We start from the raw sequence: 26205 nt of genomic DNA on the forward strand, positions 1-26205 counted from the left end.
GTTGGGCTGTGGCGGGGAGTGACGACAGCGCTGCAAGATTCATGCGTGTGGCCCTTCAGCATTGGCTGGCGAATGAAGCGCTTTACGCGGGCTGGCCCAGGGCGCCAGCAGGAAGCTGAACGCCAGCCCCAGACTGACCGACAGGCCGAAGTTGCTGATCGCCGGGGTGCTGGAAACGGCCAGCAGGCCGAACGACAGCCAGGTGGTGAGCGCTGCCAGCAGCGTGCCCAGCAGGCTGACCGCTGCGCCGCCTATCTGCTCGCGCATCAGGATGGCGTAATCGACGCTGATCGCCGTGACCAGCAACAGGCCGAACAGGCTGAATAGAGTCAGCGGCTGACCGAGCCAGCCCAGGCTGGCGAGGCTGCACAGCGCCGCCAGCAGGGGCAGGGCGACGATGCGCAACGCACCGCCGAAGCCAAACGGAGCGATCAGCAGCAGGACGATCAGGACGCACGATGCCAGCTTCAATTGCGCTGCGCTGATCTGCGTGTGGGCAAACACTTCGTTGAGCTCACCCAGACGGTCGACCAGTTGCACGCCCTCCAGCCCGATGGCCTGCACGCGCAGCAACGCCATGCTGTTCATGCCACGCAGGCTGACGATGCTGGCGACACCTTGATCGCCGTTGTCATCGCGGGTCGGTCCCAGCCAGAGCGTGCGCCACGGTTCGCTCAGCGGGCCTTGAAGCGCGTGATCGATATCTTGCGTCGGCAGTGCCTGCAATTGGGCCAGTTCAGCCTTCAAGGCACTGGCCGGAACGCCAAGTTCTACTAGCGGCGCCCAGTATTGCGGCAATTTGCCCAGTGCATCGCGGGTGGCTTGTTGTTCGGCAGGCGAATCGAGCAACTGATTGAGCGCCATGTAGCCTTGCAGCTTGTCCATGCTGACCAACTGGTCGAGCCGTTGGGTCAATTCGGACTGCCGATCCAGCAACTGCTGTTGGTCCTTGCCGCGCACCAGAAAGAACTGGCTGGTGGGCTGATAACCGGTGATCCGTGCGATGGCCTGGGCTTCATCGGTCAACGCCTGAGGTGCTGCCACCCATTGGCGGATATCGTTCTTGGTGGTCAGGTGCCAGAGTCCGCCGCCACAGAAGGCCAACAGCAGCACCAGCAGGATCGGTGTGCTGATGCGCAGCAGCAAGGCGGCGCGGCAATCGAGCATCAATTGCGCCAGTTTCAGCGGCCACTGGGCAGGGCTGATCTCGACTTTTGCGAGCAGCGCGGGCAGCAGGCACACCGCCGTCAGGTAGGCGCCGATCAGGCCGGCCGCCGAGAACACCGCAATTTGCGTGAGTGCCGGGAACGGCGTCCAGGCCAGCGCCAGGTAGCCGATGCAACTGGTGATCAGGCTCAGGCTCAGGCCCGGCAGAGTCAGGCGCAAGGCGGGCCAGCTGCGCCAGGGCTTGAGGCTCCAGCTCTTGGACAGGTAATGCAGCGGGTAATCCACCGCCACCCCGATCAGGCTCGAGCCCAGCACCAGCGTCATGACGTGCATGCTGCCGAATAGCGCGACGCAGGCCACCGCGCCGAAGAGCATGCCGACCACCACCGGCACGAATGCCAGCAGCACGCTCCAGCGGCGGAAGGCGAGCAACAGCAACAACAGGATACCGACTGTTGCGCCACCGCCGACCCAGGTGATTTCCCGGCTGGCCTGCTTCTGCCCGTTGGCAGCGTAAAGCAGCCCGCTGGCCGCGAGCAATTGACCACCTGCCTGACTGGCCTGCACCCGCGCTTGCGCCAGCAGGTCGGCAACCTGGCCGGGCAGGTGCATATCGAAGGCATCGGTTCGGGTTCGCGAGCGCAGCAGAACCCAGCTTTTACCCTCGGCGCTGGCCACCAGCGCACCGCTGGCCAGATCTGCCTCGACCGAGCCCTGTTTCGGCAGGCCGTTCTGGATACGTCCGGTCAGCCCTAGCCAGTCATCCTGGCCAGGCACCAGGCTGAACCCGGCAAACGGGTCGAACAGCGTCTGTACGCGCTGTTCGATAAAAGTTTTCGGGTCGTCGATCAGCAGTGTGCGGTCCGCTGTCGGCAGCATGGCGATGCGCCCTTTCAGCAACTGGGTGCGCAACGCGGGCAGGTCGGCCTGCAGCGACCACTGGACCTTCTCGAACAGGCCGGTCGACTGCCATTGTTCAGCCAGCGTGCGCGCCAGTTCCACGGCCTTCTGCCGATCGCTGTGGCCCACCAGCACCAGCATTTCGCGGTTGAGCGGTTCCTGCATGCGCTTTTCGGCGCTTACGACCAGTTCGTCGTTATCGGTGCCTGGCACCAGCTCCATCAGGTTGGCCGACAGCGGCGAGCGGTCGTGCCACTGCCAGCCAGCGAGCGCCAGTACGCCTGCCAGAATCAGCAGGAACAGTCGCGGCAACAGCCGCTCAGTCTTTGAAGTCATTACGCTGCGCATCGGTCAGGGTCGGAGCACTGCTGCTGTCGATCATTTTCAGGACCGTGCTGTCGCCCTGGGTTTCCAGCAGCTCGATACGCTGTACCAGTTCGCCACCGTCGATGTTGATCTGCTTGAACACTTGTTGCAGCAGCATCGAGCGTGGCGTCAGGGTGAGGTGCCAGGCAGTCGCCTCGCCCTTGAGCTGCAAGTCGAAATCCCGTTGCAGGCCGCTGCTGTCGCCTTGCAGGACCGCCAGGAACAGACGGTTCTGCTCGGCGCCGGCGTTCTTGTTCGGCACCGGCTTCCAGGTGCTGACATTGCCATCGGTTTCACGACGGGCAATACCGTCGGCATTGATGCGGTAATCCTGCTTGAGCGGTGTTTCCAGCAGCCAGAGCAGCCCGAAATCCCTGGCGAGCACGAAGCGGCCCTTGCTGAGCAGCGGTTGCGGCAGGGCGCGCAGGTGTTTTTCCTGGACGAAACGACCCTGCACCACCGCAGGTTTGGCCAGCTGGTCGCTCAGTTGTTGCAGGTCGAACGCCTGCGCCAGGGAAGAAAGGCACAGCAGGCCCAGCAGGATCAAAGTACGAAGCGGGCGGTTCATGGCGAGGCGCTCTCTATTGTGCTCTCAAGGGCATTTTTCACGGCATCGATGAACACCTGCGGCGAGGCCAGTTGCATTTCCCGGCTCTGGCTGTCGACGGCGACCTGCACAGTGCTGGCGCGGGTCAGGCGCTCGCCGGTGTGTGCATCGGTAATCAGGTAATTGATCTTCAGACGGTTCTCCCACTCCACCAGGCTGGCGCGCACGTTCAGTGTCTGACCGAACACGGCGCTGCGCACATAGCGCAACTGCAGATCGATCACCGGCCAACCATAACCGGATTTGAGCATCTGCATGTAGTTATGGCCGATATGATCGAGCAGCGCGCAACGCGCCACTTCGAGGTATTTCACGTAGTGCCCGTGCCAGACGATGTTCATCATGTCGACGTCGAAAAACGGCACGACGATTTCAGTGTCGATGTGCAGAAAACCCTTACTGCGCATGTAACCTCCTGTGGCGACCCGCGCTGATTTTACAACGCAGCACATGATCGCCGAGCGCGATCAGCTCATGAGCCTGATTCATCGGCAGACTTCCAGAATGGGTAGAAATTGAACCACTGCTGCGGCGCTTCCAGGCAATAGTGCCCAAGACGCTCGGCATAACGTGTGGCCCATTGCTCGATGACCTGAGCACGGTCGCTGCGCCGCCATTCGATGGCGTCGGCGAACGGTTCGAGAATCACCCGATAGCCCTTCGCACCCTTGAGGCAGAAGAACAGGTTGACCGGGCACTTGAGCAGCCCGGCCAGCAGCCAGGGGCCTTGCGGGAAGGTCGCCGGCTGGCCGAGAAAGTCGACCCGCACATTACGCCCGCCGTGCAGCGCGACGCGGTCACCTGCGATGGCCAGCCACTCGCCTTCGTCCAGGCGCTGGCTTAATTGCAGCATGATGGCCGGGTCCAGCTCGCTGACCTGAATCAGACGCAGATGGGTCGCGCCGGCTTCACCGAGCAGGCGATTGAAACGTTCGGCGTGTTTGGTGTGCACCAGTACATTCATGGTGACCTTTTCGCCGAGTTCGGCCAGTGCGCGGCACACTTCAAGGTTGCCCAAGTGCGCGCCGACAAGCATCTGCCCGCGTTGGCCACGCAGGTTCTGGCGCAGCAGGGCCTGGTCGACGATCTCGATCTGATCGATACCCAGCCTGCCGTTCCACACGTCGAGCTTGTCGAGCAAGGAATCGGCAAATGCCATGAACTGGCCGAACACCCGGCGCTGGCTGGGCCGCAGCTCGGGCTTGCCGCTCCAGTCCGCCAGGTGCTGCTGGTATTGCCAGATGCTGTGCCGGGCACGTCGGCCGAAGACAAAGAAATACAGAACGATGCCATACAGCACCGGGCTGAGCAGGCGCCGACCGAGCACCCGCATGCCCCAGGCGGTGAGTTTCATGAGCATGAAACTGCCGCGTTCCTGATGACTGGCCCAGTGCTCCTTGGGCGACTTGTCGATGCTCATGGCCGCCACCGTCGCCAGAGGATCATTGGCAGACGTAGCAGCATGCCGAAGAACAGTTTGGCGTGCATTTTCGAAATCAGGGCGTTGTCGTGAAACAGGCGGAAATGCGACAGGCCGTCCTGCGGGTAGTGAACGCGGGTCGGCAGCCAGCGCATCGGCTGACCGCGCCAGGACAGGCGCACGAGGATTTCCGAGTCGAAATCCATACGCCTGCCGATCTGCACGCTGTCGATCAGCGCCAGGACAGGGGCCAGGGGATACAGGCGAAAGCCGCACATGGAATCGCGAATGTGCAACGACAAGGTGTTGATCCACACCCAGACGTGGGTCAGGTAACGCGCATACAGACGGCCCTTGGGCACGCTCTCGTCGAACTGCGGATAGCCGCAGATCAGCGCATGCGGGTGCTGGCGCGACTGCTCCAGAAACACCGGGATATCGCTCAGATCATGCTGGCCATCGGCATCGACCTGCAACGCATGGCTGAAACCCAGCCGGATCGCCTCGCGGAAGCCGGCCATCACCGCGCCGCCCTTGCCCTGATTGACCGGCAGGCGCAGCAGATAGATAGCCTCACCCTGCGCCAACTGCTGTAACACGGCTTCGCAGGCCGGGCTGCTGGCGTCGTCCACCAGGATGCACGGCAACCCGGCGTTGCGCACGGCCTGGACCACGTTGGGCACGGCCCGCTCGTGGTCGAACACCGGAATGATCACGCAAGGCTTATGCATGGTCGTCCACCAGGAGGATCCGGCCACTGGAGCAGGGCGCGTTGTCGGCGTTGCGAAAGGCGAAGTGCAGCTTGGAACGTGCTGCATCGAAGCGCAATGTCAGCGTGAGGCGGTCGCCGGGGCGTACCAGTTGCTGGAATTTGAGCACTTCCATACCAGCGAATCCGGATGGCAGGTCGAGCAGTCGCTGGCCCAGGCTGATCGCCCAGTCGACCTGCACCACGCCCGGCAAAATCGGCGCCTTGGGAAAGTGGCCGCTGAAAAACGCCAGATCGGGCGGGACACTCAATTGCAGGTGCAACTCGCCTTCGATGTTCTGTTGCTCAAGCACTTCCGGCTGTTTCGAGCGTGGCGCCAGCAGCAGCGCCTCGACGTCTGCTTGCGGCAGCTTGCCTTGGGCGTTGAGCGGCATCTGCCGCAGCAGCCGCCAGCGACGCGGCAGGGCGATGGTTTCGCAATGCGGCTGCAGGTAGTGTCGCAAGGCTTCGGTGAGCGCCCGACGGCCTTGGTTGCGCAGGGCCAGCAAGCCCGCGTCGCTCAGCACCAGCAGCGCGCCCAGCGAGGCACGGTTTGCCTGCACCACACCAAGGCGCGCTTCACTCACCCACGGGTGAGCCGCGAGGGCCTGCTCGATCAGCGGCAAGGACACGCGCTTCTCTTCGAGTTTGACGATGCGGTCGAGCCTGCCCAGTAGTTCGAAGCGCCCGTCTGCACCGATCAGCGCCGCATCGGCGGTCTGCTCGACATGGCCGGGCGGCAGATAGGGCGAGCTGATGCGCAGCGCACCTTGCGCGTCCTGACTCAGCTCTACGCCGTCGAAGGCCTGCCAGCGCTGCCCGCCCTGACGCCAGGCGATGCCGCCGGTTTCCGAGCTGCCGAGAATCTCCGTCGGCCACTGACCGAGGCGTTGCTGCAGGCTTTGTGCGGCTTCGGCCGGCAATGCACCACCGGAAGAGAACACCCGGCGCACGGCCGCAAGACCCGGCCAGTCGAGATTGTCGCCCATGCGCTTGAGCAGCGCGGGGCTGGCGACCCAGGCGAATGACGGGTATTCACGGCTGGCGCGTTGCAGGTCTTCGGCGAACGGCAACTGACGGCGCACGAACGGGCGTGCCGCGCACAGCGGCCATAGCAAGCGAAACAGCAGCCCGTAAATATGTTGCGTCGCCACGCTGCCGATCATGCATGCCGAGCCCAGCTCCGCGCCCCACAGTTGCTCCAGCCCGCAGACTTCGTTGGCCAGTTGCCGCAGGCGTTTTTCGATCAGTTTGGGTTCGCCGCTGGAGCCTGAGGTGCACAGGCTCAGCCGGCACTGGTCAAGGTCCAGCGCTGCCGCAGGGAGAGGCGCGGCACGCAGATCGCTCAGGTAGGTGTCACCCGGCAGGTCGGTCAGCCACAGGTCGACCTGATTCGCCCAGCGCTCGCGGGTCTGGCCCTGCAAGTCGGCGGGCAGCAACACGTGCACACCTGCGCGCCAGGCCGCGAACAACGCAATGGCCAGGTCGGCGGCATCTTCGAGGTGCACTGCAAGGTGCGTGATGCCACGCGCCTGCAGTCCAGCGGCCACGCTGAGCGCCTGATCACGAAACTGCGCGTGGTCCAGGCTCGGGGCCAGCGTCAGCAGCCGGTCGGGCAGCGCATCGAGCAGCAGGTGTTCCAGGTTCAACCAGTTCATGCGATCCATTTCATTTGCCGCCCGCAGAGGGTGGGCGGACGATCCATTCGACAGCGAATAACACGCCCATCAGGCCGTAGGAAATCAGGCCGGTGTACAGCGTCCACCATGACAACGGTGCCCACAGCGTCAGGATGGCTGAGGTGAGGCCGTTGACGAGGAAGAACAGGCACCAAATCTGCGTGACTCTACGGGTGTAGCGGATACCCGCCTCAGGCAGATCGGGGCGGTTCAGGCGCGCCATCTTTTCCACGATCGGCGGGCCGTAGACCAGGCTTGAGCCGAACAGGCCGAGCATGAAGGTGCTGACCAGTACCGGGTACCAGCGCAGCATCATGTGACTGTCGAGGGCGCCGAGCACCACGCAAAAGATCAGCGCGACAATCGCCATCGCCAGGCTGCCTTGCTTGCGCTCTCCGGTCAGGGCGCGCGCCAGCCACAGGCTGCCAAGTAGCAGCGCGAACTGCCAAGGCGCGAAATGCTCGGTCCCCCAATAGACAGCAAATGGATAGAGCACGCCGGCCAGCACCAGAATCAGGCCAATCAGCCGCTTCATTCGGCGCTGTTGACCAGTTTGTAGACGGCCTCTACCACGTCATTCACGGTTCTCACAGACTTGAACTCTTCAGCCGCAATCTTCTTGCCGGTCTTGCGTTTGATGTGATCGATCAGGTCCACGGCATCGATACTGTCGATTTCCAGGTCCTGATACAGATTGGCTTCAAGCGTGACTCGCTCAGGCTCCAGTTCGAACAGTTCCACCATTGCGGTGCGCAGGATTTCGAAGATGTCTTCACGGGTTTGCATGTTCAATTCTCAGGCCGGTTGTCTGGCGCTGACGAAGGCCGCAAGGCTGTCGACGCTGGCGAAATGGTTACGGGTGTCCTTTGCATCGGCATCGATCCTGATGCCATAACGCTTCTGGATGGCCAGGCCCAATTCGAGTGCATCCACCGAGTCCAGTCCCAGTCCTTCGCCAAACAGCGTCATATCGTTGCCGATATCTTCCGGGGTGATGTCTTCGAGGCCCAGGGCATCGATGATCAACAATTTAATGTCCTGGTGCAGATCGCTCATCTGAGGCGAGCTCCTTGGTGAAATAGTCATGCAGGTAATCGTTGAGCTTGCGGGACGCCAGGGGCGGTGGGCCTAGCGCACTGAAGGCGGTTGGGTCTATATCGGCACCGACGCGCAAAGTGAAGTGCACGCGGCGTTGCGGAATGCGATACCAGGGCTCGGCCTTGGTCAGGGTGGTCGGCTGGACCTTGATCGTCACCGGGGTGATGACGCTTGCGCCACGCAGCGCAATGGCTGCCGCGCCGCGGTGAAAGACCGGCGGCTGACCTGGCTGGGTGCGCGTGCCTTCCGGGAAGATGATCAGTGTCTGGCCGCTTTGCAGGCGCTCTACAGCGGCGTCGAGCATGTCCATGCTGCCGTCGTTGCTGATGTAACCGGTGGAGCGCACAGGGCCGCGGGTGAACGGGTTTTCCCAGAGGCTGCGTTTGACCACGCAGTTGGCGTCACGCACCAGCCCGATCAGGAACACCACATCGATCAGTGACGGGTGGTTGGCGATGATCATCTGCCCGGGACGGCCAAGCTTTTCGGCGCCTTGAACGTCATAGGTCAGCACACGCATGCGCGCCATGATGCGGATGAACAGCCAGAACAGGCGGCTGATGGTCCGCCGCGCGCGACGCTGATGGCTGGCCACACTGCCAGGCAGGCAACCCAATACTGGAAAAACGAACAACCGCAGGCATAAACCGCTCAACCCGAACAGGGCAAAGCTGATGCCTGTTGCCAGCAGACGCCAGTAATAGGCGTCCCGACCTTTCTTCAGTGACTGCGTTGCCAGTTCCATAACCGGTTATTCCAAGGGTGCAGGCAGACGGATTGATCAGTGTGCAAGGCCCGCAGCAGGTTCAGGGCGTGAGGCCACTGAGTGCGCTTTGTGCCTTGCGTATCGGTGTTCAGAGACAGTTGCCACTCATTCCCCGGTGTCAGCAGCAAGCCGACCGCATAGGGAAAGGGCACGTCATCAATCCATTGGGCATAGGCTTGCGGTGGCTGTTCTTCAGTCACCACAAGCAATACTGCTTCTGCTCCCTCGGCCAGCAACGCTGCGGCCTCGAATGCTCCATACTCCAGCCCGTCGCCTGTGGCGGCCAGGGCTGTCATCTCACTTGTTTCACCGCGCATGATCGACCACAGACCAATGATGGCGTTATGCACTGAAAGGCTGAACTGGGTCGGTGAAAGCGGCTCGCTCGCGGCCAGATCACGCAGGATTTCAAAGGTCCTCGGGGTTTCTCCGTGGCGCGAGACAAACACCAGCGGGACGCGCTCAAGCCCTTCAGTCAATGGCCAACCGACGGCAAACGCCATTCTTGCCATACGGCCCAGGCGGCGGCGTTGCATCGCAGGAAGAAAAGACACGTCTGGCGCTGCGTCACTGGTTTCCAGCAACGTCGGATCGAGGCTCCATCTCTGCCAGTCTTCCGCGCTCGCCAGGCCCGGCGCCCAGGCTTGCCATCGTGCAATGTTGAAGGTGATCAAGGCTTCTCTTCCCGCCCCTGCGGGCTTGTTTCTCGCTACATCGATATCAGGTCGATATCAGCCTGGGTGCGGTAATTGACCAGTGCGCGCATTATCCTGATGGGGCTCATTACTAGCAAATTTGTTACATAAAAACCGTTTACAGGCGTGTATTTTAAGGTTGAAGTCGTTTTTCTGTATGACAACCGGCTGGCAACTGTTTTGCGTTAAGCTCACCGTTGTCATATGCGCTGTCTAGAATCGACCTCCTCTTACGGTCGTTATCGGCCACTGCTGCTGTTTCTTCATCTTTCAAGGAATCCAAAGCATGCGTCGCGTGGTATTCAATCAGAAGGGCGGTGTCGGCAAATCGAGCATCGCCTGCAATCTGGCTGCAGTCAGCGCTCACGAAGGCTATCGGACGTTATTGATCGATCTCGATGCCCAGGCCAACTCGACTCAGTACCTCACCGGCCTCACCGGTCAGGATATTCCGATGGGGATTGCCGAGTTCTTCAAGAACACGCTGTCCGGCTCACCGGTCGCGAAGAAGAACCATGTCGATATCTACGAAACACCGTTCGACAACCTGCATGTGGTGACCGCGACTGCAGAGCTTGCTGACCTGCAGCCCAAGCTCGAGGCCAAGCACAAGATCAACAAGCTGCGCAAACTGCTCGACGAGTTGAGCGAAGATTACGAGCGTATCTACCTGGATACGCCTCCCGCGCTGAATTTTTATGCGGTTTCGGCGTTGATCGCGTCGGATCGGGTGCTGATCCCTTTTGACTGCGACAGCTTCTCGCGACAGGCGCTGTACGGGCTGATGCGCGAGATCGAGGAATTGAAAGAGGACCACAACGAAGGTCTTCAGGTGGAAGGCATCATCGTCAATCAGTTCCAGCCCAGGGCCAGCCTGCCGCAGCAAATGCTCGACGAACTGATTGCCGAAGGCTTGCCGGTGCTGCCGGTGTACCTCAACGCCTCGGTAAAAATGCGCGAGTCGCATCAGGCCAACCTGCCGCTGATCCACCTCGACCCACGGCACAAACTGACGCAGCAGTTCGTGGAGCTGCATCACTTGCTCGAGACCAACGCCCATCCGTGATGGGCCACGGTGAGAGCACTCGTCATACCCAAGTCCGCTCTTGATTCTGGCCAAAGGCCGTAGGAGCGACCGGGGCGGCGACCCGCCTTGTTCGCGAAGGCTCGTCATGCAGAAGTCCGCTCTTGATTCTGGCCGAAGGCCGTAGGAGCGACCGGGGCGGCGATCCGCTTTGTTCGCGAAGGCTATATTCCTGACGCAGAAAATCCATCGACTATGACGCCCTCTTCGCGGACAAGTCCGCTCCTACAGGGCACCGCAAACTTCCGGTTCGCCCCTAAGCCCTTTGACGTGCGTTTCTACCGCGCAACTCTCGCTACGTCAGCGGCCTCAATACATCAGGCGTGAAGCTGCCATCCTTCATCGAACGGGCCAGGTGTTCGGCATGCTGGCGGGCAGTGTTGGCCAGTTCTTCGGGGATGGTGATGGTCGCGTCCATGTCGGCCTGGACATGCTCCTGCGAGGTGATCAGCGTGTTGCTGCCGGGTGTGCAGCCACACTGCACTTCATGACCCTGAGTGGCGACCGCCACACGTTCGTCTATGTAGGTGGGGTTGCCTTGGGCGATGAAGCCAATCTGCTTGCAGGCCGGGCACCACACCGGGTCCCCCATACGCGCCACACGACGCCGTTCGATGACTTCGCTTGCCGATGCGGCCAGCACGAAGCCGCCGGTGGTGGTGAGATCGCCTTCCCTGACTATAAATGACATCGCGCTACTGCCTCTGGGTTACGGAAAACCTCAAGGCTAGGCGTAAACACAGATTCCGATAGCACCCCAGGCCCTTTAAAGACCGGTCCTACGCAATTACCAGCCGGGCGTTTCGAGCATGTTGCACGCGCAACGACGCGCTCGGCGAAATGTCCGTTCCATTATCGTTACTCCAGCCGTAATGATTCGACGTGCTGCTTGATTGATGTTCGACCGCTATCGCTCCTATGGTGGTCGACGACAGCAAAATCGTGGAGTGATCATGACAACAACAACTTCCCCCGACGCGCGCTGGACACGTCGTCGCAGCGAGAAGCAGCGGCGTCTGGAGCAAGTGCGGGCGTTGGCCGATGGTGTGGTGTTGCCGACCGACAACATCGTCGCTGCGCTGGAGGCCCTGCTGGTTTCCGGCGACCGTGTGGTACTTGAAGGCAACAACCAGAAGCAGGCTGACTTCCTCTCCCGCGCGCTGGCCAAAGTCGATCCGGGCAAGGTGCATGACCTGCACATGATCATGCCGAGCGTCGGCCGCGCCGAGCACCTGGACCTGTTCGAGCAGGGCATTGCGCGCAAGCTGGACTTTTCGTTCGCCGGTACGCAAAGCCTGCGCATCAGTCAGCTGCTGGAAGACGGCCTGCTGGAAATCGGTGCGATCCACACCTACATCGAACTCTATTCACGGCTGGTGGTGGACCTCATCCCCAACGTGGTGCTGGCGGCAGGCTTCATGGCCGACCGTGCCGGCAACATCTACACCGGGCCCAGCACCGAAGACACCCCCGCACTTATCGAACCGGCGGCATTCAGCGACGGCATCGTCATCGTCCAGGTCAATCAGTTGGTCGATGACGTCAGCGAGCTGCCACGTGTAGACATCCCGGCCTCGTGGGTCGACTTTGTGGTGGTCGCCGATAAGCCGTTCTACATCGAGCCGCTGTTCACCCGCGACCCGCGCCACATCAAGCCGGTGCATGTGCTGATGGCGATGATGGCCATTCGTGGCATTTACGAGAAACACAACGTTCAGTCGTTGAACCACGGCATTGGTTTCAATACCGCCGCCATTGAGTTGATTCTGCCGACCTACGGCGAATCGCTGGGCCTGAAGGGCAAGATCTGTCGCAATTGGACACTCAACCCGCATCCGACGCTGATCCCGGCCATCGAAAGCGGCTGGGTCGAGAGCGTGCATTGTTTCGGCACCGAGCTGGGCATGGAGAACTACATCGCCGCCCGCCCGGATGTGTTCTTCACCGGACGCGACGGCTCGCTGCGTTCCAACCGCCAGCTCTGCCAACTGGCCGGGCAGTACGCGGTGGACCTGTTCATCGGCGCAACCTTGCAGGTCGATGGCGACGGGCATTCCTCGACGGTCACCCGTGGTCGTCTGGCCGGCTTTGGTGGCGCGCCGAACATGGGCCATGACCCACGCGGCCGGCGTCATGCCACGCCCGCCTGGCTCGACATGCGTCAGCAGCACGATGACGGCCCGGCTGCCTACCTGGAGCGCGGCAAGAAACTGGTGGTGCAGATGGTCGAGACGTTCCAGGAGGGTGGCAAACCGACCTTCGTCGAAACCCTGGACGCCGTCGAGGTGGCGAAGAAAAGCGGCATGCCGCTGGCACCGATCATGATCTACGGCGACGACGTGACCCACCTGCTGACCGAAGAAGGCATCGCCTACCTCTACAAGGCGCGCAGCCTTGAGGAACGCCAGGCGATGATTGCGGCAGTGGCGGGCGTGACCGTGATCGGTTTGCGCCATAACCCCAAAGACACCGCGCGCATGCGCCGTGAAGGGCTGATCGCGCTGCCTGAAGACCTCGGTATCCGGCGCACCGACGCCAGCCGTGAACTGCTGGCCGCCAAGAGCATTGCCGACCTGGTTCAGTGGTCCGGTGGCCTCTACAACCCGCCTGCCAAATTCAGGAGCTGGTAATGAGCGCACTTCAATGGACACCGCAATCTGCCTCGCTGGCCGAGCGACTGGCCGATCTGGCGGTCGATGCTTTGATCGACGAAGCCGATCTGTCGCCCAAACCGGCTCTGGTGGACCGACGTGGCAGCGGCGCGCACAACGACCTGCACCTGGGGTTGATGCATTCTTCGGCGCTGTCGTTGTGGCCGACTTTCAAGTGGATGGCGGATGCCGCCACGCAGTTCGGTGCCGTGGGCCAGCCATTGCGTGAGGCATTGGGCAGGCTTGGCCGTGAAGGCGAAGCCACGATGCTGCGCACCACCAGTGGGGTGAATACGCATCGCGGCGCGATCTGGGCGCTGGGCCTGCTGGTAACCGCTGCCGCGCTGGATCCCCAGGAGTGTGCGCCCGAGGCCATCTGCGCGCGCGCTGCCGCTCTGGCCCAGATCAAGGACCGCCAGGTGCTCAGGCAAAACAGCCACGGTGATCAGGTGGTTCGTCGTTACGGTGTCATGGGCGCCAGAGAGCAGGCACAGCAAGGTTTCCCGGCGGTCAGGCTGTTCGCCTTGCCGCAACTGCAACGCAGCCGTGCGGCAGGCAGCGGCGAGCAGAACGCCCGGCTGGACGCGCTGCTGGCAATCATGACTACGCTGGACGACACCTGCGTGCTGCATCGCGCCGGCATCGAAGGGCTGAACGCCATGCAGCACGGAGCACAGCGCGTGCTGGACGCCGGAGGCAGCGCCAGTCTGGCGGGCCGCCGCGCACTGAACGCGCTGGATCAGCACCTGCTGGCCCTCAATGCTTCGCCCGGTGGCGCGGCGGATCTGCTGGCTGCCTGCCTGTTCATCGATGGCCTTGAGCCTGCGCTCGGCCCTGTTTCGAGGAGTGTCTGAAATGGAAACCCTGTCTTTTGAATTTCCTGCCGGACAGCCGCCCAAGGGCCGTGCGCTGGTGGGTGTGGTGGGCTCCGGTGATCTGGAGGTGCTGCTGGAACCCGGCAAACCGGGCACCTTGTCGATTCAGGTAGTGACGTCGGTCAACGGTGCCGCGCTGCGCTGGCAGCACCTGTTCGAGCGCATGTTCGACGGTCAGACCCCGCCTGCGCTGAGCATCGATATTCATGACTTCGGCGCGACGCCCGGCGTCGTGCGTTTGCGCCTGGAGCAAGGCTTCGAGGAGATCGGTCATGACTGATAACGCACGTTTGCTGAATCAGCACAGTTTCATCGAACTGGGTGCCCGAGCGCGCGCCCGCGCCTTGCTGGATGCTGGCAGCTTCCGCGAATTGCTCGGTCCGTTCGATCGGGTCATGTCGCCGTGGCTGGCCATGCAGGGCGTGGTGCCTCAGGCTGATGATGGCGTGGTGGTCGCCAAAGGCACTGTCGATGGTCGGCCAGTGGTTATCGCCGCCATCGAAGGCTCGTTTCAGGGCGGCAGCATGGGCGAAGTCGGCGGCGCAAAGATGGCCGGCGCGCTGGAACTGGCCGCCGAAGACAACCGCAACGGCATTCCCACTGCCGCGATCGTGCTGCTGGAAACCGGTGGCGTGCGTTTGCAGGAAGCCAATCTGGGCCTGGCAGCGATTGCCGAGATTCATGCCGCGATAGTCGACCTGCGTCAGTACCAGCCAGTGATTGGCGTGGTGGCAGGCAGCGTCGGCTGCTTTGGCGGGATGTCCATCGCCGCAGGGCTTTGCAGTTACCTGCTGGTGACTCAGGAAGCGCGTCTGGGCCTGAACGGTCCGCAGGTGATCGAGCAGGAAGCCGGCATCGAAGAATACGACTCCCGCGACCGCCCGTTCATCTGGAGCCTGACCGGTGGCGAGCAACGCTTTGCCAGCGCTCTGGTGGATGGTTTTGCTGCCGATGATGTCGCCGATGTCCGCCAGCAGGTCAGCGGCTGGCTAAAGCAGGGTATGCCCGACACGCATCGCAGCAGTCAGTACCCACTGTTCCTGCAACGCCTGGCCAGCCTCGACACTGAGCCGCAAATCGATCCGCAAAGCGTGCGCACCCTCTACCAAGGAGCCCGGTCATGAGTCTTTCACAGCGGGGTTTGAACTGGTTCAACGCCTTGAGCGCAGGCGCCCGTGAAGTCGCTGGCCTGCCTGCCTCACTCAAGGTCGCGGATGGCGTGCTGGGCGAACAGCCGGTGCGCTTTCTGGCCGTGATTGCCGATACCGACAACCGCTTTCCCCGGGCGCGTCAGGGTGAAGTCGGCCTGCTGGAAGGCTGGGGGCTGGCCAAGGCGGTGGACGAGGCCATCGAGCAGGATCGCGACCGCGCCGAAAAGCGCGCACTGATTGCCATCGTCGACGTCCCGAGCCAGGCCTACGGGCGTCGCGAGGAAGCGCTCGGTATCCATCAGGCATTGGCCGGGGCCGTGGACAGTTACGCACGAGCACGTCTGGCGGGGCACCCGGTGATCGGCCTTTTGGTCGGCAAAGCGATGTCCGGCGCATTCCTGGCCCACGGCTATCAAGCCAATCGATTGATCGCGCTGCGTGATCCCGGCGTGATGGTGCATGCGATGGGCAAGGCCTCGGCAGCCCGCGTAACCCTGCGCAGCGTCGAGGACCTGGAAAAGCTCGCCGCCAGCATCCCGCCGATGGCTTACGACATCGACAGCTACGCCAGTCTCGGTCTGCTCTGGGAAACCCTGGCGGTCAGCCAGATCGAACAGCCCGCTGCGGATGATCTCACCCAGGTGCTCGATGTGCTGAGCAGGGCGATCAAGGACGTGCAGGCCCGTGGCGTCGATCTGAGTAGCCGCCTGGGCGCGAGCAACCGTGCGGCGTCGACCAGTGTGCGCCAGTTGCTGCGCGCGCAATGGTGATCAGCAACACTGGCGCAGTGCGGCCCCATGATTTGTTGTGGGGCATGCCGATGACTGCGTTGCCGGATGATGCGCCCAAATGGGCGGTCGACGCCGTGCTTGCAGGGCACCCGGTGGTGGTCCGGCGTCAGGCAATGCCCGTCGGTCAGGTGGCCGTGGGCTTGCGCGGTCGTGGTCGGGAGCAGCGCTATGCCGCGAGCATGCCGTTGGCCGATGTCTGCCGAAGGGTCATGCCCGAGCAGTTGATCGACGCCCCGACCGAGCGCCATCAGCATTGGCCGGCGTTGCATGCTTTGCGCCAGATCCGTCCAGTCATGGAGGCGCTGGAGCTGGACTGGGGCGTCGGCGGCAGTGCCGGATTCGAGCTGGCCAGCGGTATTGCAGCGTTGCATCAGGACAGCGATCTGGACCTGATTCTGCGCACCCCTAAGCGCCTGAACCGCCGCTGTGCCGCCGAGCTGGTCGAGGCGCTGGAAACCTCGGTCTGTCGGGTCGACGTCCAGTTGCAACTCGAGCAGGGTGCCGTGGCGCTGCGTGAGTGGGCACGGCCAACGGGGCGCGTGCTGCTCAAGACCGCCACCGGCGCGCGGCTGGTTGCAGACCCTTGGCACCTGGGTCAGGTGTGCGCATGAGCAGCCTGTGGGTATTTCCCGGCCAGGGCGCGCAACAGGCCGGCATGCTGCATCAGTTACCGGACGATGCTGCGGTGCGCGACTGCCTGCAGGAGGCGGCCGATGCACTGGGCGAAGACGTGCTTGCGCTGGACACCGCCGAGGCACTGCAAGCCACCCGTGCCGTTCAGCTTTGCCTGCTGATCGCTGGCGTCGCATGCGCGCGCGTGCTGCAGGCGCGTGATTGCGTGCCGGACTACCTGGCAGGGCTGTCCATTGGCGCTTATCCGGCAGCGGTGATTTCGGGTGCGCTGGCCTTTGACGACGCCGTGCGCCTGGTCGCGCTGCGTGGCGAGCTGATGCAAAGCGCCTGGCCGCAGGGTTACGGCATGACCGCGCTCATCGGTCTGGACCAGACGCAGGTAGAAGCGCTGGTCGTGCAGGTACACAGCGCGAAGACACCGGTATTTCTCGCCAATATCAACGCCGACAACCAGATGGTGATCTCCGGCAGTGCCGAGGCGATGCAGCAGGTCGGTCAACTGGCCAAGGCCGCCGGCGCGGCAGCGGTCAAGCGTCTTGCGGTCAGCGTGCCGTCGCATTGCGCCTTGCTGGACGCTCCCGCGCAGCAACTGGCCGAGGCGTTTTCGAGCGTTGCGCTGCAGGCACCCACGATACGTTACCTCAGCGGCAGCACGGCGCGACCTGTGCGCAATGCCGAGAAGCTGCGTGACGACCTGGCGTTCAACATGTGCCGGGTCATCGACTGGCGCAGCACCGTGGAAACCGCCTGGGAGCGGGGCGTGCGCCTGCACATCGAATTGCCGCCCGGCAGTGTGCTGACCGGGCTGGCGCGCAAGGTATTCCAGCAAGGCACGGCGCTGGCTTTTCAGGCTGCGCGTCTGGACAGCCTGGTCGCGCTGTCGCACGAGGAGGGTCGCCGCACTCCATAGAGCCGCCGTGCAGCTGCTACGAAGGACAAAAACAACAACTTCAGCAATGCAAACAGAGGAATAACAACAATGATTATCTACGGTGTTGCACTACTGGCCATCTGCACGCTTGCGGGCGTGATTCTCGGCGACATGCTCGGCGTTCTGCTGGGCGTGAAATCCAATGTGGGCGGGGTCGGGATCGCCATGATCCTGTTGATCTGCGCGCGCCTGTGGATGGAAAAACACGGCGGCATGAGCAAGGACTGCGAAATGGGCGTGGGTTTCTGGGGCGCGCTATACATTCCGGTCGTCGTGGCGATGGCCGCACAACAAAACGTTGTCACCGCGCTCAAGGGCGGGCCGGTGGCGGTACTGGCCGCTGTGGGTTCGGTGGTGCTGTGTGCCTGCACCATCGCAGTGATCAGCCGCACTAATCGCGGTGAGCCGTTACCCAAGGAAGAGCCGCTGCTGACGCCTGAAATCGCCCCGGCCGGAGGTCGCTGATATGTGGGACCTCATCGAGAAGGGACTTGAACACAACGGCCTGATCACCGCTTTCGCTTTCGTCGGCATCATCATGTGGGTCTCGGTGGTGCTTTCCAGACGCCTGACGTTTGGCCGAGTGCATGGTTCGGCCATTGCGATTGTCATCGGGCTGATTCTGGCCTGGGTCGGCGGCACCTTGACCGGCGGTCAGAAAGGGCTGGCGGACATCACGCTGTTCTCGGGCATAGGCCTGATGGGCGGGGCGATGCTGCGTGACTTTGCCATCGTTGCCACTGCTTTCGAAGTGCAGGCCACCGAAGCGCGCAAGGCCGGACTGATCGGTGTGATTGCCTTGCTGTTGGGCACGATTCTGCCGTTTATCGTCGGCGCGAGCATTGCCTGGGTATTCGGTTATCGGGACGCGATCAGCATGACCACCATCGGTGCCGGGGCAGTAACCTACATTGTCGGCCCGGTGACCGGTGCTGCGCTGGGTGCCACCTCCGATGTGATGGCGCTATCGATTGCCACCGGCCTGATCAAGGCAATTCTGGTGATGGTCGGCACGCCCATGGCGGCGCGCTGGATGGGGCTGGACAATCCGCGCTCGGCGATGGTTTTCGGTGGTCTGGCGGGTACTGTCAGTGGCGTTACCGCAGGGCTGGCGGCAACCGACCGGCGTCTGGTGCCCTATGGCGCGCTGACCGCTACGTTCCACACCGGTCTGGGCTGTCTGCTCGGGCCATCGGTGCTGTACTTCATCGTGCGCGCCATCGTCGGCTAGGCTCTGTACTAAAAGTGGCTGCGCTCGGTGATGTTTCGTTAAAAACAGGCTCGGATGCGAGTCCAATCGGAATGCTCATTTACAACACGTAGAGTCGAACGCGACCCCGGCCGTTCCTCGCCTGTTTTTGCCTCGCCTGACCTTCGCTCGCCGACTTTTCGTACAGAACCAAGGTCAGGTCGTCTGTTCCAGCAGCCGGTTGGTGTACATCCGGCACTCGGCCAACAGCGCGAGCAGGTTGGGATCGCGCTGTTTGGACTTGAGAAAAACAATGCCGATGTGTTGCTGCATCCGGTAGCGGCTCTGCAACGGGATCAGGCGCACGCGGTTCTCATAGACCGCGGCGATTCTCCCCGGCAGCAGTGCGTAGCCGACGCCGGAGCTGACCATGCTAAGCAGGGTGAAGATGTCATTGACCTGCATCGCCACCTTGGGCTCGAAACCGGCCTGCTGGAACACCCGGATCCCGTCGCGGTGCGTGGCGAAGCCTTGGGTCAGGGTGATGAACGTCGCTTCGCGCAGGTCGCCCAGGTCCACTTCAGGGTGTTCGGCGAACGGTGAGTCGGTGGGGACGGCGAGAAAGATGTCATCGGAAAACAGCGCCAGGTGCTCGCAGTCCGGGTCATGGGTGCTTTCATCTAGCGACACCAGCATCGCATCGACTTCCATGTTCTTGAGCTTGTAGAGCAGGTCCATGTTCGAGCCCAGAATCAGGTCGATATTCAGCTCGCTGCGGCGGATCTTCAGGCCCATGATCAACTGCGGCACCGTCTTGACCGTCAGCGAATACAACGCCCCCAGGCGAAACCGCGCCGCTGAGAAGCCTGCCGCCTGACGGGTCAGCTCTACCGTGGCGAGCACATCCTGGACCAGTTTCTGTGCACGTTCTTCCAGCACATACGCGCTTTCGAGCGGCGTCAGGTTGCGTCCCTCATGTTTGAACAACGGGCAACGCAGCGCGCTTTCCAGCGAGTGAATGGCGCGGTGTACGCTGACGTTACTGGTCTGCAACTCTTCCGCCGCCCGCGCCAGATTGCCGGTGCGCATGAAGGCCAGGAATATTTCCAGTTTCTTGAGCGTCAGTTCGTCATCGATCTGCATGTCGTGGCGCTTATGGTTGAGGTGCGCTGATTGTGCACAACTCATGCGTCGATAGCTGCTTAAAATATCCGTCACTGACACAGGTGTTGCGGTTTGTTTCAATAAGCCGGAGTCTCTGTTTCCAGTGTTTTCGCCATTAAGAGAGGTATTGAGCGGATGTACTACGGAGAAAAATTCAACGCCTGGTCGCACCTAATTGGCGCCGTACTGGCGGCCGTCGGTGCGATCTGGTTATTGGTCATGGCGTGCCTGCATGGTGATGTCTGGAAAGTGGTCAGCATAGCCATTTATGGTGTGTGTCTGGTGACGCTGTACAGCGTCTCGACGGTCTACCACAGCGTCAAGGGACGCTCGAAATCGATCATGCAGAAGGTCGATCATTTTTCGATCTACCTGATGATTGCCGGCAGCTACACCCCGTTTTGTCTGGTGACATTACGCGGCGCGTGGGGCTGGACCCTATTCGGAATTGTCTGGGGGCTGGCGCTGATCGGCATCCTGCAAGAGATTAAACCGCGCTCCGAAGCGCGCATCATGTCCATCGTGATCTACGCGGTGATGGGATGGATCGTGCTGGTGGCCGTCAAGCCACTGCTGGCTGCGCTCGGTGTATCGGGTTTCATCTGGCTGGCCGGAGGCGGCGTGCTGTACACCGTCGGCATCCTGTTCTTCGCCTACGACCAGATCCGTCACTTTCACGGCATCTGGCACCTGTTCGTCATCGGCGGCAGTTTGATGCACTTCGTGGCGATTTGTTTTTATGTGCTGTGAGGATGGGCGGTCGGGACCTGACACCCGTTACCACGCTCCAGCGTTCTGCGTTATACGTAAGTCTGCTTCTGATTCTGGCCGAAGGCCGTAGGAGCGACCGGGGCGGCGATCCGCATTGTTCGCGAAAGGGCCAGTATATTCGTCGAAAATGCATCGCCTGAACAACTGTCTTCGCGAACAAGTTTGCTCCTACGCCCTCCGGGCAGAAGCCCATCAGGACTTGTGTATAACGATGAGCGCATGAGCGTGGGGACCATCATCAGCGATCAGAAATCGCCCCACAACTGCTGCGCCACGCTGAGCGCGACCACGGGAGCGGTTTCAGTGCGCAGCACGCGTGTGCCGAGGCGCGCGGCGTGGAAGCCGGCGTCTTGCGCCTGAGCGACTTCCGCATCGTTCAGACCGCCTTCCGGACCAATCAGAAAGGCCAGGCTGGCGGGCTTGTCATGGCTGGTCAGGGGTTCGGCCACCGGGTGCAGGACCAGTTTCAGGTCGGCCTCGGTGTGCTTGATCCACTCGGCCAGCGGCATCGGCGCATGAATAACCGGCACCACGGAGCGGCCACATTGCTCGCAGGCGCTGATCGCGATCTGCTGCCAGTGCGCCTGACGCTTCTCGGCGCGTTCGTCTTTCAGGCGCACCTCGCAGCGTTCGCTGACAATCGGCGTGATTTCGCTGACGCCCAGCTCGGTGGCCTTTTGAATGGCCCAGTCCATCCGCTCGCCCCGCGACAGGCCTTGACCGAGATGAATGCGCAGGCCTGACTCTACCTGGCCCGCGAAGCTTTCAGTGAGCTGCACATGCACGCGCTTCTTGCCGACTTCCAGCAAGGTGCCGCGAAACTCCTGACCCGACCCGTCGAACAGTTGCAGCGCGTCACCTTCGGTCATGCGCAGCACGCGGCTGATGTAATGCGCCTGGGCCTCAGGCAGTTCATGCTCGCCCAGACTCAGCGGCGTTTCAGTAAAAAAGCGGGACAGTCTCATGGTGTGTCTCGGTTCCAGTGTTCGTTTTGTGATGACGCCGTCACCCGGCTCGCTCCCGCATGTGCAGCCAGGCCCCTGTAGGAGCGGACTTGTCCGCGAAGGCGTCAGTCATGACGCCGCAATTTCCAGCCTTAACCCGGATCCCTGAAATCCGGATGAAAGTTCTCGCGCACGGCAACACTGACACTGCTGCGTGTCGCGATATCAATACCTTCGCTGGCCACCTCGGCGAGGAAGTCGATCTGCTCCGGCGTGATCACATACGGCGGCAGGAAATACACCACACTGCCCAGTGGCCGCAGCAGTGCGCCACGCTCCAGTGCGTGCTGGAAGACTTTCATGCCGCGGCGTTCCTGCCACGGGTAGGCGGTCTTGGTGGCCTTGTCCTGAACCATTTCAATGGCGATGGCCATGCCGGTCTGACGCACCTCCGCGACATGGGGATGATCGACCAGATGCGCAGTGGCCGTCGCCATGCGTTGCGCCAAAGCCTTGTTGTTTTCGATGACGTTGTCCTGCTCGAAGATATCCAGGGTCGCCAGCGCCGCCGCACAGGCCAGCGGGTTGCCGGTGTAACTGTGCGAGTGCAGGAACGCACGCAGGGTCGGGTAGTCGTCGTAGAACGCGTCGTATACATCATCGGTGGTCAGGCAGGCGGCCAGCGGCAGGTAGCCACCGGTCAACGCTTTGGACAGGCACAGGAAGTCCGGACGAATGCCGGCCTGTTCGCAGGCGAACATGGTCCCGGTACGGCCGAAACCGACAGCGATTTCATCATGGATCAAGTGCACGCCATAGCGGTCGCAGGCGTCGCGCAGCAGCTTGAGGTAGATCGGGTGATACATGCGCATGCCGCCTGCACCCTGGATGAGCGGTTCGACGATCACTGCCGCGACGCTGGCGTGGTGCTCGGCGAGGGTCTGCTCCATGGCGACGAACATGTTGCGCGAATGCTCTTCCCAGCTCATGCCGTCCGGGCGGTGGTAGCAATCGGGGCTCGGCACCTTGATGGTGTCGAGCAGCAGCGCCTTGTAGGTTTCGGTGAACAGCGGCACGTCACCGACCGACATCGCCGCCATGGTCTCGCCGTGGTAGCTGTTGGTCAGGGTGACGAAGCGTTTCTTGTCCGGCTGGCCGCGATTGAGCCAGTAGTGAAAGCTCATTTTCAGTGCAACTTCGATGCACGAAGAGCCGTTATCAGCGTAGAAGCAGCGGGTCAGGCCGTCAGGCGTGAGTTTGACCAGCCGTTCGGACAGCTCGATCACCGGCTGATGGCTGAAACCGGCGAGGATAACGTGCTCCAGCTGGTCGACCTGGTCTTTGATGCGCTGATTGATGCGCGGGTTGGCATGTCCGAAAACGTTGACCCACCAGGAGCTGACCGCGTCCAGATAACGCTTGCCCTCGAAGTCTTCAAGCCATACGCCTTCACCGCGCTTGATCGGTATCAACGGCAGATTTTCGTGGTCTTTCATCTGGGTGCAGGGGTGCCACAGGACCTTCAGGTCACGTTGCATCCACTGGTCATTGAGGCCCATTTTCAATCTCCGGGTAGCGACTCGCCTGATGCGAGGACGAACAATCGCGCAAGCCTATGCAATGCCCGGCTGCGGAACAACCTTTGATGCAGTTTTAACGGTCGATGGACATTGCTGGCGGCTATTTGATGGCTCGCGTATCCTGCGCAGCGAGTCGATGTGTCGGGCTGACTTGCCCTATCTTCCCTATGTTTTCTGGAGTTCGCCGAATGCTTTCTGGTTGGCTGCGCGCGTGTGCGCTGATAGTGGCAGGGTTGGTCAGCGTTTCGACGCTCGCCGATGAAAAACAACGAACCGCCATTGTCGTCGGTGGTGGTCTGGCAGGTTTGACTGCCGCCTATGAACTGCAGGCCAAAGGCTGGCAGGTGACGGTGCTGGAAGCCAAGCCGAGCCTGGGTGGCCGCTCCGGTCTGGCGACCAGCGAGTGGATCGGCAACACCAAGGCTCAGCCTGTGCTGAACCGCTACCTGGACAGCTTCAAGCTGTCTACCGTGCCCGCGCCTGAATTCGTGCGCACGCCCAGTTACCTGATCGACGGTGTGTACTTCACCCAAGCTGACCTGGCCGCCAAACAGCCGGCGACCGCCGAAGCCATCAAACGCTACAACGACACGCTGGATAACCTCGCGCGTTCGGTCGACGACCCGGAAAACCCGGCGTCCAACAGCACGCTGTTTGCGCTCGACCAGATCAACGTCGCCAACTGGCTGGACCGCCTGAACCTGCCTGTCACGGCGCGTCAGTTGATCAACCAGCAGATCCGTACCCGCTACGACGAGCCTTCGCGCCTGTCGCTGCTGTACCTCGCCCAGCAATCGCGGGTGTATCGTTCGGTCGACGAGCGTGACTTGCGTGCTGCACGCCTGCCCGGTGGCAGTGCGGTGCTGACCCAGGCGTTCGTCAAGCAACTCAAGACCGTCAAGACCAACTCGCCGGTGACGGCAGTCATTCAAGAGAAGGACAAGGTCACGGTCAAGGCTGGCGCCACCAGCTATACAGCAGACTATGTAGTGATGGCCGTGCCGTTGCGTTCGCTGGGCAAGATCCAGATGACGCCTGCACTGGACGCGCAGCACATGGGCGCGATCAAGAGTACCAACTACGGCTGGCGCGACCAGATCATGCTCAAGTTCAAGACTCCGGTCTGGGACAGCAAGGCGCGCATGTCCGGTGAAGTGTTCAGTAACACCGGTCTGGGCATGTTGTGGGTAGAGCCGGCGCTTAAAGGTGGCGCCAACGTGGTGATCAACCTGTCTGGCGACAACGCACGCATCATGCAGGCCTTCGGTGACAAGCAGATGGTCGATCAGGTGCTGATCCGTCTGCATGCGTTCTACCCTGAGGCACGCGGCGCCTACACCGGCTATGAAATCCGCCGTTACAGCGTCGATCCTTCCACCGGCGGTTCTTACCTGGCGTTCGGTCCCGGCCAGATCAGCAAATACTGGCGCTTGTGGGAGCGGCCGATCCTGCGCGTAGCCTTTGCTGGCGAGCACACCGACACCTTGTACCCCGGCACTCTGGAAGGCGCCCTGCGCAGCGGTCAGCGTGCAGCCGGTCAGGTGCAGGATCTGGCCGCTGGCAAGTCGTTCGAGCCGGTCAAGGTTGCACCGCCGAAAGCACCGGCCCCTGCTTCGCAGAAGTCCGAAGGCAATTTCTTCAGTAACCTGTTCGGCGGTTCCTCCGACAAACCGGCTGAACCTGCCAAGCCGCAGGCTGGCAAGCCAGGTTTCTTCTCGCGCATGTTCGGTGGCGGTGAAGAACCGGCCCCGGCACCTGCTCCGGTAGAGAAAGCTGTAGAGCCTGCTCCAGCGCCTGCACCGGCTGCCCCTTCGGCACCCGTGGTTGCGCCGGTTGTCCAGCCTGCCAAACCGCCGGTAAAAGCCGAGCCAGCGAAGAAACCAGCGACCAAGGCCGAGCCTGCGAAGAAAGTGCAAAGCAAGGAAGCGGCCAGGAAAGAAGCGGCTAAAAAAGAGGCTGCGAAGAAGGAAGCGGCCAAAAAAGAGGCCGCGAAAAAGGCTCAGAGCAAACCGGCGCCAGCCAAGGCCCCTGCTGAAGCAGCGCCTGCAGACGCCAATAACTGACCGTCCGATGGCTGACTGAAAGGGATGCGGTTCATACCGCATCCCTTTTTTTATGCGCGCTCGATTCGTTCTATCCCTGTGGGTAGCCCTTGTCGGGCCTGATCGTGCCGTTCATCGGTATCGAAAGGCCGATGGTCATTGCAAAGTGTTACTGACGGCAAATTATCGGGATGCTGCTGCAGCGCGGACAGCCTGACACCGCTGAACAGAGGTTCAGGTGTTGAGGGAAGCAACAGAATCGAGGTACGAACTGCCCACCAGACCTATCGTATTGTTCGATGCGTCCGAGCAAAATTTTGCGCTTTCATTCGATAGATAAAAAGCTAGTCTGGTAACACTTCTGACAAGGTACTGGTAATGCAGCTACGTAATTCATCCTCTCGCTACGGTCTGGTCAGCATAGTGCTGCACTGGGGTGTGGCAGCTGTCGTGTTTGGAATGTTTGCGCTGGGGCTGTGGATGGTTGGGCTGGATTACTACGACACGTGGCGCAAGGCGGGTCCTGATCTGCACAAGAGCATCGGCATCACGTTGTTTGCGGTCATGTTGATCCGCGTGGTCTGGCGTCTGCTCAGTCCGCCACCGCCGCCGTTGACCAGCTACAGTAAGTTGACGCGCATCGGTGCCGCATTCGGCCATCTGTTTTTGTACGTCGCGTTGTTTGCCGTGATGTTCGCCGGGTATCTCATTTCCACCGCCGATGGCGTGGGGATTCCGATATTCGGCCTGTTCGATGTGCCCGCGCTGGTTTCGGGCCTTCCTGATCAGGCAGAAACGGCTGGCTGGATTCACCTGTATCTGGCCTGGGTCATCGTGATATTCGCGGGGCTCCATGGTCTTGCTGCATTGAAACACCACTTCATCGATCGCGATGTGACCCTCAAGCGTATGCTGGGTCGTAATTGATTGTTCAACCAAAACGGGAATAAACG

Annotated in this window: 28 protein-coding genes; 13 read left to right on the top strand and 15 right to left on the bottom strand. The window is 61.8% G+C overall.

The window, feature by feature from the left end; all coding sequences use genetic code 11:
- Positions 1-39: 39 nt before the first annotated feature.
- From JOE39_RS21710 to JOE39_RS21760, 11 genes are all read right to left on the bottom strand, one after another.
- A complete protein-coding gene (locus JOE39_RS21710) occupies positions 40-2403 on the bottom strand; it encodes a hypothetical protein (RefSeq protein ID WP_057419697.1) in 2364 nt (787 codons plus the stop codon).
- Entirely contained in the window at positions 2387-3001 is a 615-nt protein-coding gene (locus tag JOE39_RS21715; protein ID WP_003402978.1) for an outer membrane lipoprotein carrier protein LolA, read from the bottom strand. The genes JOE39_RS21710 and JOE39_RS21715 overlap by 17 nt, the downstream gene beginning before the upstream one ends.
- The gene (locus JOE39_RS21720) at positions 2998-3447 is read right to left on the bottom strand and encodes an acyl-CoA thioesterase (protein ID WP_024663862.1); all 450 of its coding nucleotides are present in this window, start codon (positions 3445-3447) and stop codon (positions 2998-3000) included. The genes JOE39_RS21715 and JOE39_RS21720 overlap by 4 nt, the downstream gene beginning before the upstream one ends.
- A gap of 65 nt (positions 3448-3512) precedes the next feature.
- On the bottom strand, positions 3513-4460 hold the full coding sequence (locus JOE39_RS21725; RefSeq protein WP_024692114.1) for a glycosyl transferase: 948 nt from the start codon (positions 4458-4460) through the stop codon (positions 3513-3515).
- Complete coding sequence (locus JOE39_RS21730; RefSeq protein ID WP_003316683.1) at positions 4457-5191, bottom strand: glycosyltransferase family 2 protein; 735 nt, start codon at positions 5189-5191, stop codon at positions 4457-4459. The genes JOE39_RS21725 and JOE39_RS21730 overlap by 4 nt, the downstream gene beginning before the upstream one ends.
- The gene (locus tag JOE39_RS21735; RefSeq protein ID WP_026175223.1) at positions 5184-6866 is read right to left on the bottom strand and encodes an acyl-CoA synthetase family protein; all 1683 of its coding nucleotides are present in this window, start codon (positions 6864-6866) and stop codon (positions 5184-5186) included. The genes JOE39_RS21730 and JOE39_RS21735 overlap by 8 nt, the downstream gene beginning before the upstream one ends.
- Before the next feature lie 10 nt (positions 6867-6876).
- Positions 6877-7422: a hypothetical protein gene (locus JOE39_RS21740; RefSeq protein WP_003346314.1), complete on the bottom strand. Its 546-nt coding sequence runs from the start codon at positions 7420-7422 to the stop codon at positions 6877-6879.
- Positions 7419-7673 (bottom strand): acyl carrier protein, encoded by a 255-nt coding sequence (locus JOE39_RS21745; protein ID WP_003316687.1) that lies wholly within the window; start codon positions 7671-7673, stop codon positions 7419-7421. Before JOE39_RS21745 ends, JOE39_RS21740 begins: the two co-directional genes overlap by 4 nt.
- A gap of 9 nt (positions 7674-7682) precedes the next feature.
- Positions 7683-7943: a phosphopantetheine-binding protein gene (locus tag JOE39_RS21750; RefSeq protein WP_003316688.1), complete on the bottom strand. Its 261-nt coding sequence runs from the start codon at positions 7941-7943 to the stop codon at positions 7683-7685.
- Positions 7918-8730, bottom strand: a complete 813-nt coding sequence (locus JOE39_RS21755) for a lysophospholipid acyltransferase family protein (RefSeq protein ID WP_003392280.1) — start codon at positions 8728-8730, stop codon at positions 7918-7920. The genes JOE39_RS21750 and JOE39_RS21755 overlap by 26 nt, the downstream gene beginning before the upstream one ends.
- The gene (locus JOE39_RS21760; protein WP_003316690.1) at positions 8706-9425 is read right to left on the bottom strand and encodes a beta-ketoacyl synthase chain length factor; all 720 of its coding nucleotides are present in this window, start codon (positions 9423-9425) and stop codon (positions 8706-8708) included. Before JOE39_RS21760 ends, JOE39_RS21755 begins: the two co-directional genes overlap by 25 nt.
- A 307-nt stretch (positions 9426-9732) precedes the next feature.
- Here JOE39_RS21760 and JOE39_RS21765 point away from each other — a divergent pair, with 307 nt between their 5' ends.
- Positions 9733-10512, top strand: a complete 780-nt coding sequence (locus tag JOE39_RS21765) for a ParA family protein (RefSeq protein WP_003304810.1) — start codon at positions 9733-9735, stop codon at positions 10510-10512.
- 313 nt (positions 10513-10825) lie between these two features.
- On the opposite strand, the gene JOE39_RS21770 is transcribed toward JOE39_RS21765, so the two are convergent.
- Positions 10826-11221 carry a PAAR domain-containing protein gene (locus JOE39_RS21770; RefSeq protein ID WP_003392277.1) on the bottom strand — a complete coding sequence of 132 codons (396 nt, stop codon included), beginning with the start codon at positions 11219-11221 and terminating at the stop codon, positions 10826-10828.
- 262 nt (positions 11222-11483) lie between these two features.
- Between JOE39_RS21770 and mdcA the strand changes: the two genes are divergently transcribed.
- The 9 genes from mdcA to madM all read left to right on the top strand — a co-directional run bounded on the left by mdcA (position 11484) and on the right by madM (position 18793).
- Entirely contained in the window at positions 11484-13160 is a 1677-nt protein-coding gene (mdcA, locus tag JOE39_RS21775; RefSeq protein WP_003402963.1) for a malonate decarboxylase subunit alpha, read from the top strand.
- Complete coding sequence (locus JOE39_RS21780; RefSeq protein WP_210078295.1) at positions 13160-14035, top strand: triphosphoribosyl-dephospho-CoA synthase; 876 nt, start codon at positions 13160-13162, stop codon at positions 14033-14035. Before mdcA ends, JOE39_RS21780 begins: the two co-directional genes overlap by 1 nt.
- A gap of 1 nt (position 14036) precedes the next feature.
- Positions 14037-14336: a malonate decarboxylase subunit delta gene (locus JOE39_RS21785; RefSeq protein ID WP_003346322.1), complete on the top strand. Its 300-nt coding sequence runs from the start codon at positions 14037-14039 to the stop codon at positions 14334-14336.
- The gene (locus tag JOE39_RS21790) at positions 14329-15180 is read left to right on the top strand and encodes a biotin-independent malonate decarboxylase subunit beta (protein ID WP_032663025.1); all 852 of its coding nucleotides are present in this window, start codon (positions 14329-14331) and stop codon (positions 15178-15180) included. The genes JOE39_RS21785 and JOE39_RS21790 overlap by 8 nt, the downstream gene beginning before the upstream one ends.
- A complete protein-coding gene (gene mdcE / locus JOE39_RS21795) occupies positions 15177-15977 on the top strand; it encodes a biotin-independent malonate decarboxylase subunit gamma (RefSeq protein WP_032663027.1) in 801 nt (266 codons plus the stop codon). The genes JOE39_RS21790 and mdcE overlap by 4 nt, the downstream gene beginning before the upstream one ends.
- Positions 15971-16609, top strand: a complete 639-nt coding sequence (locus JOE39_RS21800; RefSeq protein ID WP_032663028.1) for a malonate decarboxylase holo-ACP synthase — start codon at positions 15971-15973, stop codon at positions 16607-16609. Before mdcE ends, JOE39_RS21800 begins: the two co-directional genes overlap by 7 nt.
- Positions 16606-17541, top strand: a complete 936-nt coding sequence (gene mdcH, locus JOE39_RS21805; protein WP_032663030.1) for a malonate decarboxylase subunit epsilon — start codon at positions 16606-16608, stop codon at positions 17539-17541. The genes JOE39_RS21800 and mdcH overlap by 4 nt, the downstream gene beginning before the upstream one ends.
- Before the next feature lie 69 nt (positions 17542-17610).
- Complete coding sequence (gene madL / locus JOE39_RS21810) at positions 17611-18027, top strand: malonate transporter subunit MadL (RefSeq protein ID WP_003366092.1); 417 nt, start codon at positions 17611-17613, stop codon at positions 18025-18027.
- 1 nt (position 18028) lies between these two features.
- Positions 18029-18793, top strand: coding sequence for a malonate transporter subunit MadM (gene madM / locus JOE39_RS21815; protein WP_003316700.1), 765 nt, complete (start codon positions 18029-18031; stop codon positions 18791-18793).
- A gap of 174 nt (positions 18794-18967) precedes the next feature.
- On the opposite strand, the gene JOE39_RS21820 is transcribed toward madM, so the two are convergent.
- On the bottom strand, positions 18968-19894 hold the full coding sequence (locus tag JOE39_RS21820) for a LysR substrate-binding domain-containing protein (protein WP_024649800.1): 927 nt from the start codon (positions 19892-19894) through the stop codon (positions 18968-18970).
- A gap of 156 nt (positions 19895-20050) precedes the next feature.
- Between JOE39_RS21820 and JOE39_RS21825 the strand changes: the two genes are divergently transcribed.
- A complete protein-coding gene (locus tag JOE39_RS21825; RefSeq protein WP_074997482.1) occupies positions 20051-20665 on the top strand; it encodes a hemolysin III family protein in 615 nt (204 codons plus the stop codon).
- A gap of 266 nt (positions 20666-20931) precedes the next feature.
- Here the strand turns inward: JOE39_RS21825 and JOE39_RS21830 are convergent, their stop codons facing one another.
- Both JOE39_RS21830 and JOE39_RS21835 read right to left on the bottom strand, forming a co-directional pair.
- Complete coding sequence (locus JOE39_RS21830) at positions 20932-21651, bottom strand: 16S rRNA (uracil(1498)-N(3))-methyltransferase (protein WP_210078292.1); 720 nt, start codon at positions 21649-21651, stop codon at positions 20932-20934.
- Positions 21652-21782: 131 nt separating this feature from the next.
- Positions 21783-23189: an adenosylmethionine--8-amino-7-oxononanoate transaminase gene (locus tag JOE39_RS21835; RefSeq protein ID WP_011266413.1), complete on the bottom strand. Its 1407-nt coding sequence runs from the start codon at positions 23187-23189 to the stop codon at positions 21783-21785.
- A gap of 209 nt (positions 23190-23398) precedes the next feature.
- On the opposite strand from JOE39_RS21835, the gene JOE39_RS21840 reads away from it, so the two are divergent.
- Positions 23399-25273 carry a flavin monoamine oxidase family protein gene (locus tag JOE39_RS21840; protein ID WP_210078290.1) on the top strand — a complete coding sequence of 625 codons (1875 nt, stop codon included), beginning with the start codon at positions 23399-23401 and terminating at the stop codon, positions 25271-25273.
- Positions 25274-25630: 357 nt separating this feature from the next.
- Positions 25631-26179, top strand: coding sequence for a cytochrome b (locus JOE39_RS21845; RefSeq protein ID WP_003316708.1), 549 nt, complete (start codon positions 25631-25633; stop codon positions 26177-26179).
- The last annotated feature ends 26 nt before the right edge of the window (positions 26180-26205 follow it).

Origin of the sequence: Pseudomonas sp. PvP100 (assembly GCF_017833055.1) — a bacterium.
GTDB lineage: Bacteria > Pseudomonadota > Gammaproteobacteria > Pseudomonadales > Pseudomonadaceae > Aquipseudomonas > Aquipseudomonas syringae.

What these genes read in the sequence shown, in the direction of transcription:
- JOE39_RS21710 (WP_057419697.1), bottom strand. Translation starts at nt 2,403, where the DNA reads ATGACTTCAAAGACTGAGCGGCTGTTGCCGCGACTGTTCCTGCTGATT.
- JOE39_RS21715 (WP_003402978.1), bottom strand. Translation starts at nt 3,001, where the DNA reads ATGAACCGCCCGCTTCGTACTTTGATCCTGCTGGGCCTGCTGTGCCTT.
- JOE39_RS21720 (WP_024663862.1), bottom strand. Translation starts at nt 3,447, where the DNA reads ATGCGCAGTAAGGGTTTTCTGCACATCGACACTGAAATCGTCGTGCCG.
- JOE39_RS21725 (WP_024692114.1), bottom strand. Translation starts at nt 4,460, where the DNA reads ATGAGCATCGACAAGTCGCCCAAGGAGCACTGGGCCAGTCATCAGGAA.
- JOE39_RS21730 (WP_003316683.1), bottom strand. Translation starts at nt 5,191, where the DNA reads ATGCATAAGCCTTGCGTGATCATTCCGGTGTTCGACCACGAGCGGGCC.
- JOE39_RS21735 (WP_026175223.1), bottom strand. Translation starts at nt 6,866, where the DNA reads ATGAACTGGTTGAACCTGGAACACCTGCTGCTCGATGCGCTGCCCGAC.
- JOE39_RS21740 (WP_003346314.1), bottom strand. Translation starts at nt 7,422, where the DNA reads ATGAAGCGGCTGATTGGCCTGATTCTGGTGCTGGCCGGCGTGCTCTAT.
- JOE39_RS21745 (WP_003316687.1), bottom strand. Translation starts at nt 7,673, where the DNA reads ATGCAAACCCGTGAAGACATCTTCGAAATCCTGCGCACCGCAATGGTG.
- JOE39_RS21750 (WP_003316688.1), bottom strand. Translation starts at nt 7,943, where the DNA reads ATGAGCGATCTGCACCAGGACATTAAATTGTTGATCATCGATGCCCTG.
- JOE39_RS21755 (WP_003392280.1), bottom strand. Translation starts at nt 8,730, where the DNA reads ATGGAACTGGCAACGCAGTCACTGAAGAAAGGTCGGGACGCCTATTAC.
- JOE39_RS21765 (WP_003304810.1), top strand. Translation starts at nt 9,733, where the DNA reads ATGCGTCGCGTGGTATTCAATCAGAAGGGCGGTGTCGGCAAATCGAGC.
- JOE39_RS21770 (WP_003392277.1), bottom strand. Translation starts at nt 11,221, where the DNA reads ATGTCATTTATAGTCAGGGAAGGCGATCTCACCACCACCGGCGGCTTC.
- mdcA (WP_003402963.1), top strand. Translation starts at nt 11,484, where the DNA reads ATGACAACAACAACTTCCCCCGACGCGCGCTGGACACGTCGTCGCAGC.
- JOE39_RS21780 (WP_210078295.1), top strand. Translation starts at nt 13,160, where the DNA reads ATGAGCGCACTTCAATGGACACCGCAATCTGCCTCGCTGGCCGAGCGA.
- JOE39_RS21785 (WP_003346322.1), top strand. Translation starts at nt 14,037, where the DNA reads ATGGAAACCCTGTCTTTTGAATTTCCTGCCGGACAGCCGCCCAAGGGC.
- JOE39_RS21790 (WP_032663025.1), top strand. Translation starts at nt 14,329, where the DNA reads ATGACTGATAACGCACGTTTGCTGAATCAGCACAGTTTCATCGAACTG.
- mdcE (WP_032663027.1), top strand. Translation starts at nt 15,177, where the DNA reads ATGAGTCTTTCACAGCGGGGTTTGAACTGGTTCAACGCCTTGAGCGCA.
- JOE39_RS21800 (WP_032663028.1), top strand. Translation starts at nt 15,971, where the DNA reads ATGGTGATCAGCAACACTGGCGCAGTGCGGCCCCATGATTTGTTGTGG.
- mdcH (WP_032663030.1), top strand. Translation starts at nt 16,606, where the DNA reads ATGAGCAGCCTGTGGGTATTTCCCGGCCAGGGCGCGCAACAGGCCGGC.
- madL (WP_003366092.1), top strand. Translation starts at nt 17,611, where the DNA reads ATGATTATCTACGGTGTTGCACTACTGGCCATCTGCACGCTTGCGGGC.
- madM (WP_003316700.1), top strand. Translation starts at nt 18,029, where the DNA reads ATGTGGGACCTCATCGAGAAGGGACTTGAACACAACGGCCTGATCACC.
- JOE39_RS21820 (WP_024649800.1), bottom strand. Translation starts at nt 19,894, where the DNA reads ATGCAGATCGATGACGAACTGACGCTCAAGAAACTGGAAATATTCCTG.
- JOE39_RS21825 (WP_074997482.1), top strand. Translation starts at nt 20,051, where the DNA reads ATGTACTACGGAGAAAAATTCAACGCCTGGTCGCACCTAATTGGCGCC.
- JOE39_RS21830 (WP_210078292.1), bottom strand. Translation starts at nt 21,651, where the DNA reads ATGAGACTGTCCCGCTTTTTTACTGAAACGCCGCTGAGTCTGGGCGAG.
- JOE39_RS21835 (WP_011266413.1), bottom strand. Translation starts at nt 23,189, where the DNA reads ATGGGCCTCAATGACCAGTGGATGCAACGTGACCTGAAGGTCCTGTGG.
- JOE39_RS21840 (WP_210078290.1), top strand. Translation starts at nt 23,399, where the DNA reads ATGCTTTCTGGTTGGCTGCGCGCGTGTGCGCTGATAGTGGCAGGGTTG.
- JOE39_RS21845 (WP_003316708.1), top strand. Translation starts at nt 25,631, where the DNA reads ATGCAGCTACGTAATTCATCCTCTCGCTACGGTCTGGTCAGCATAGTG.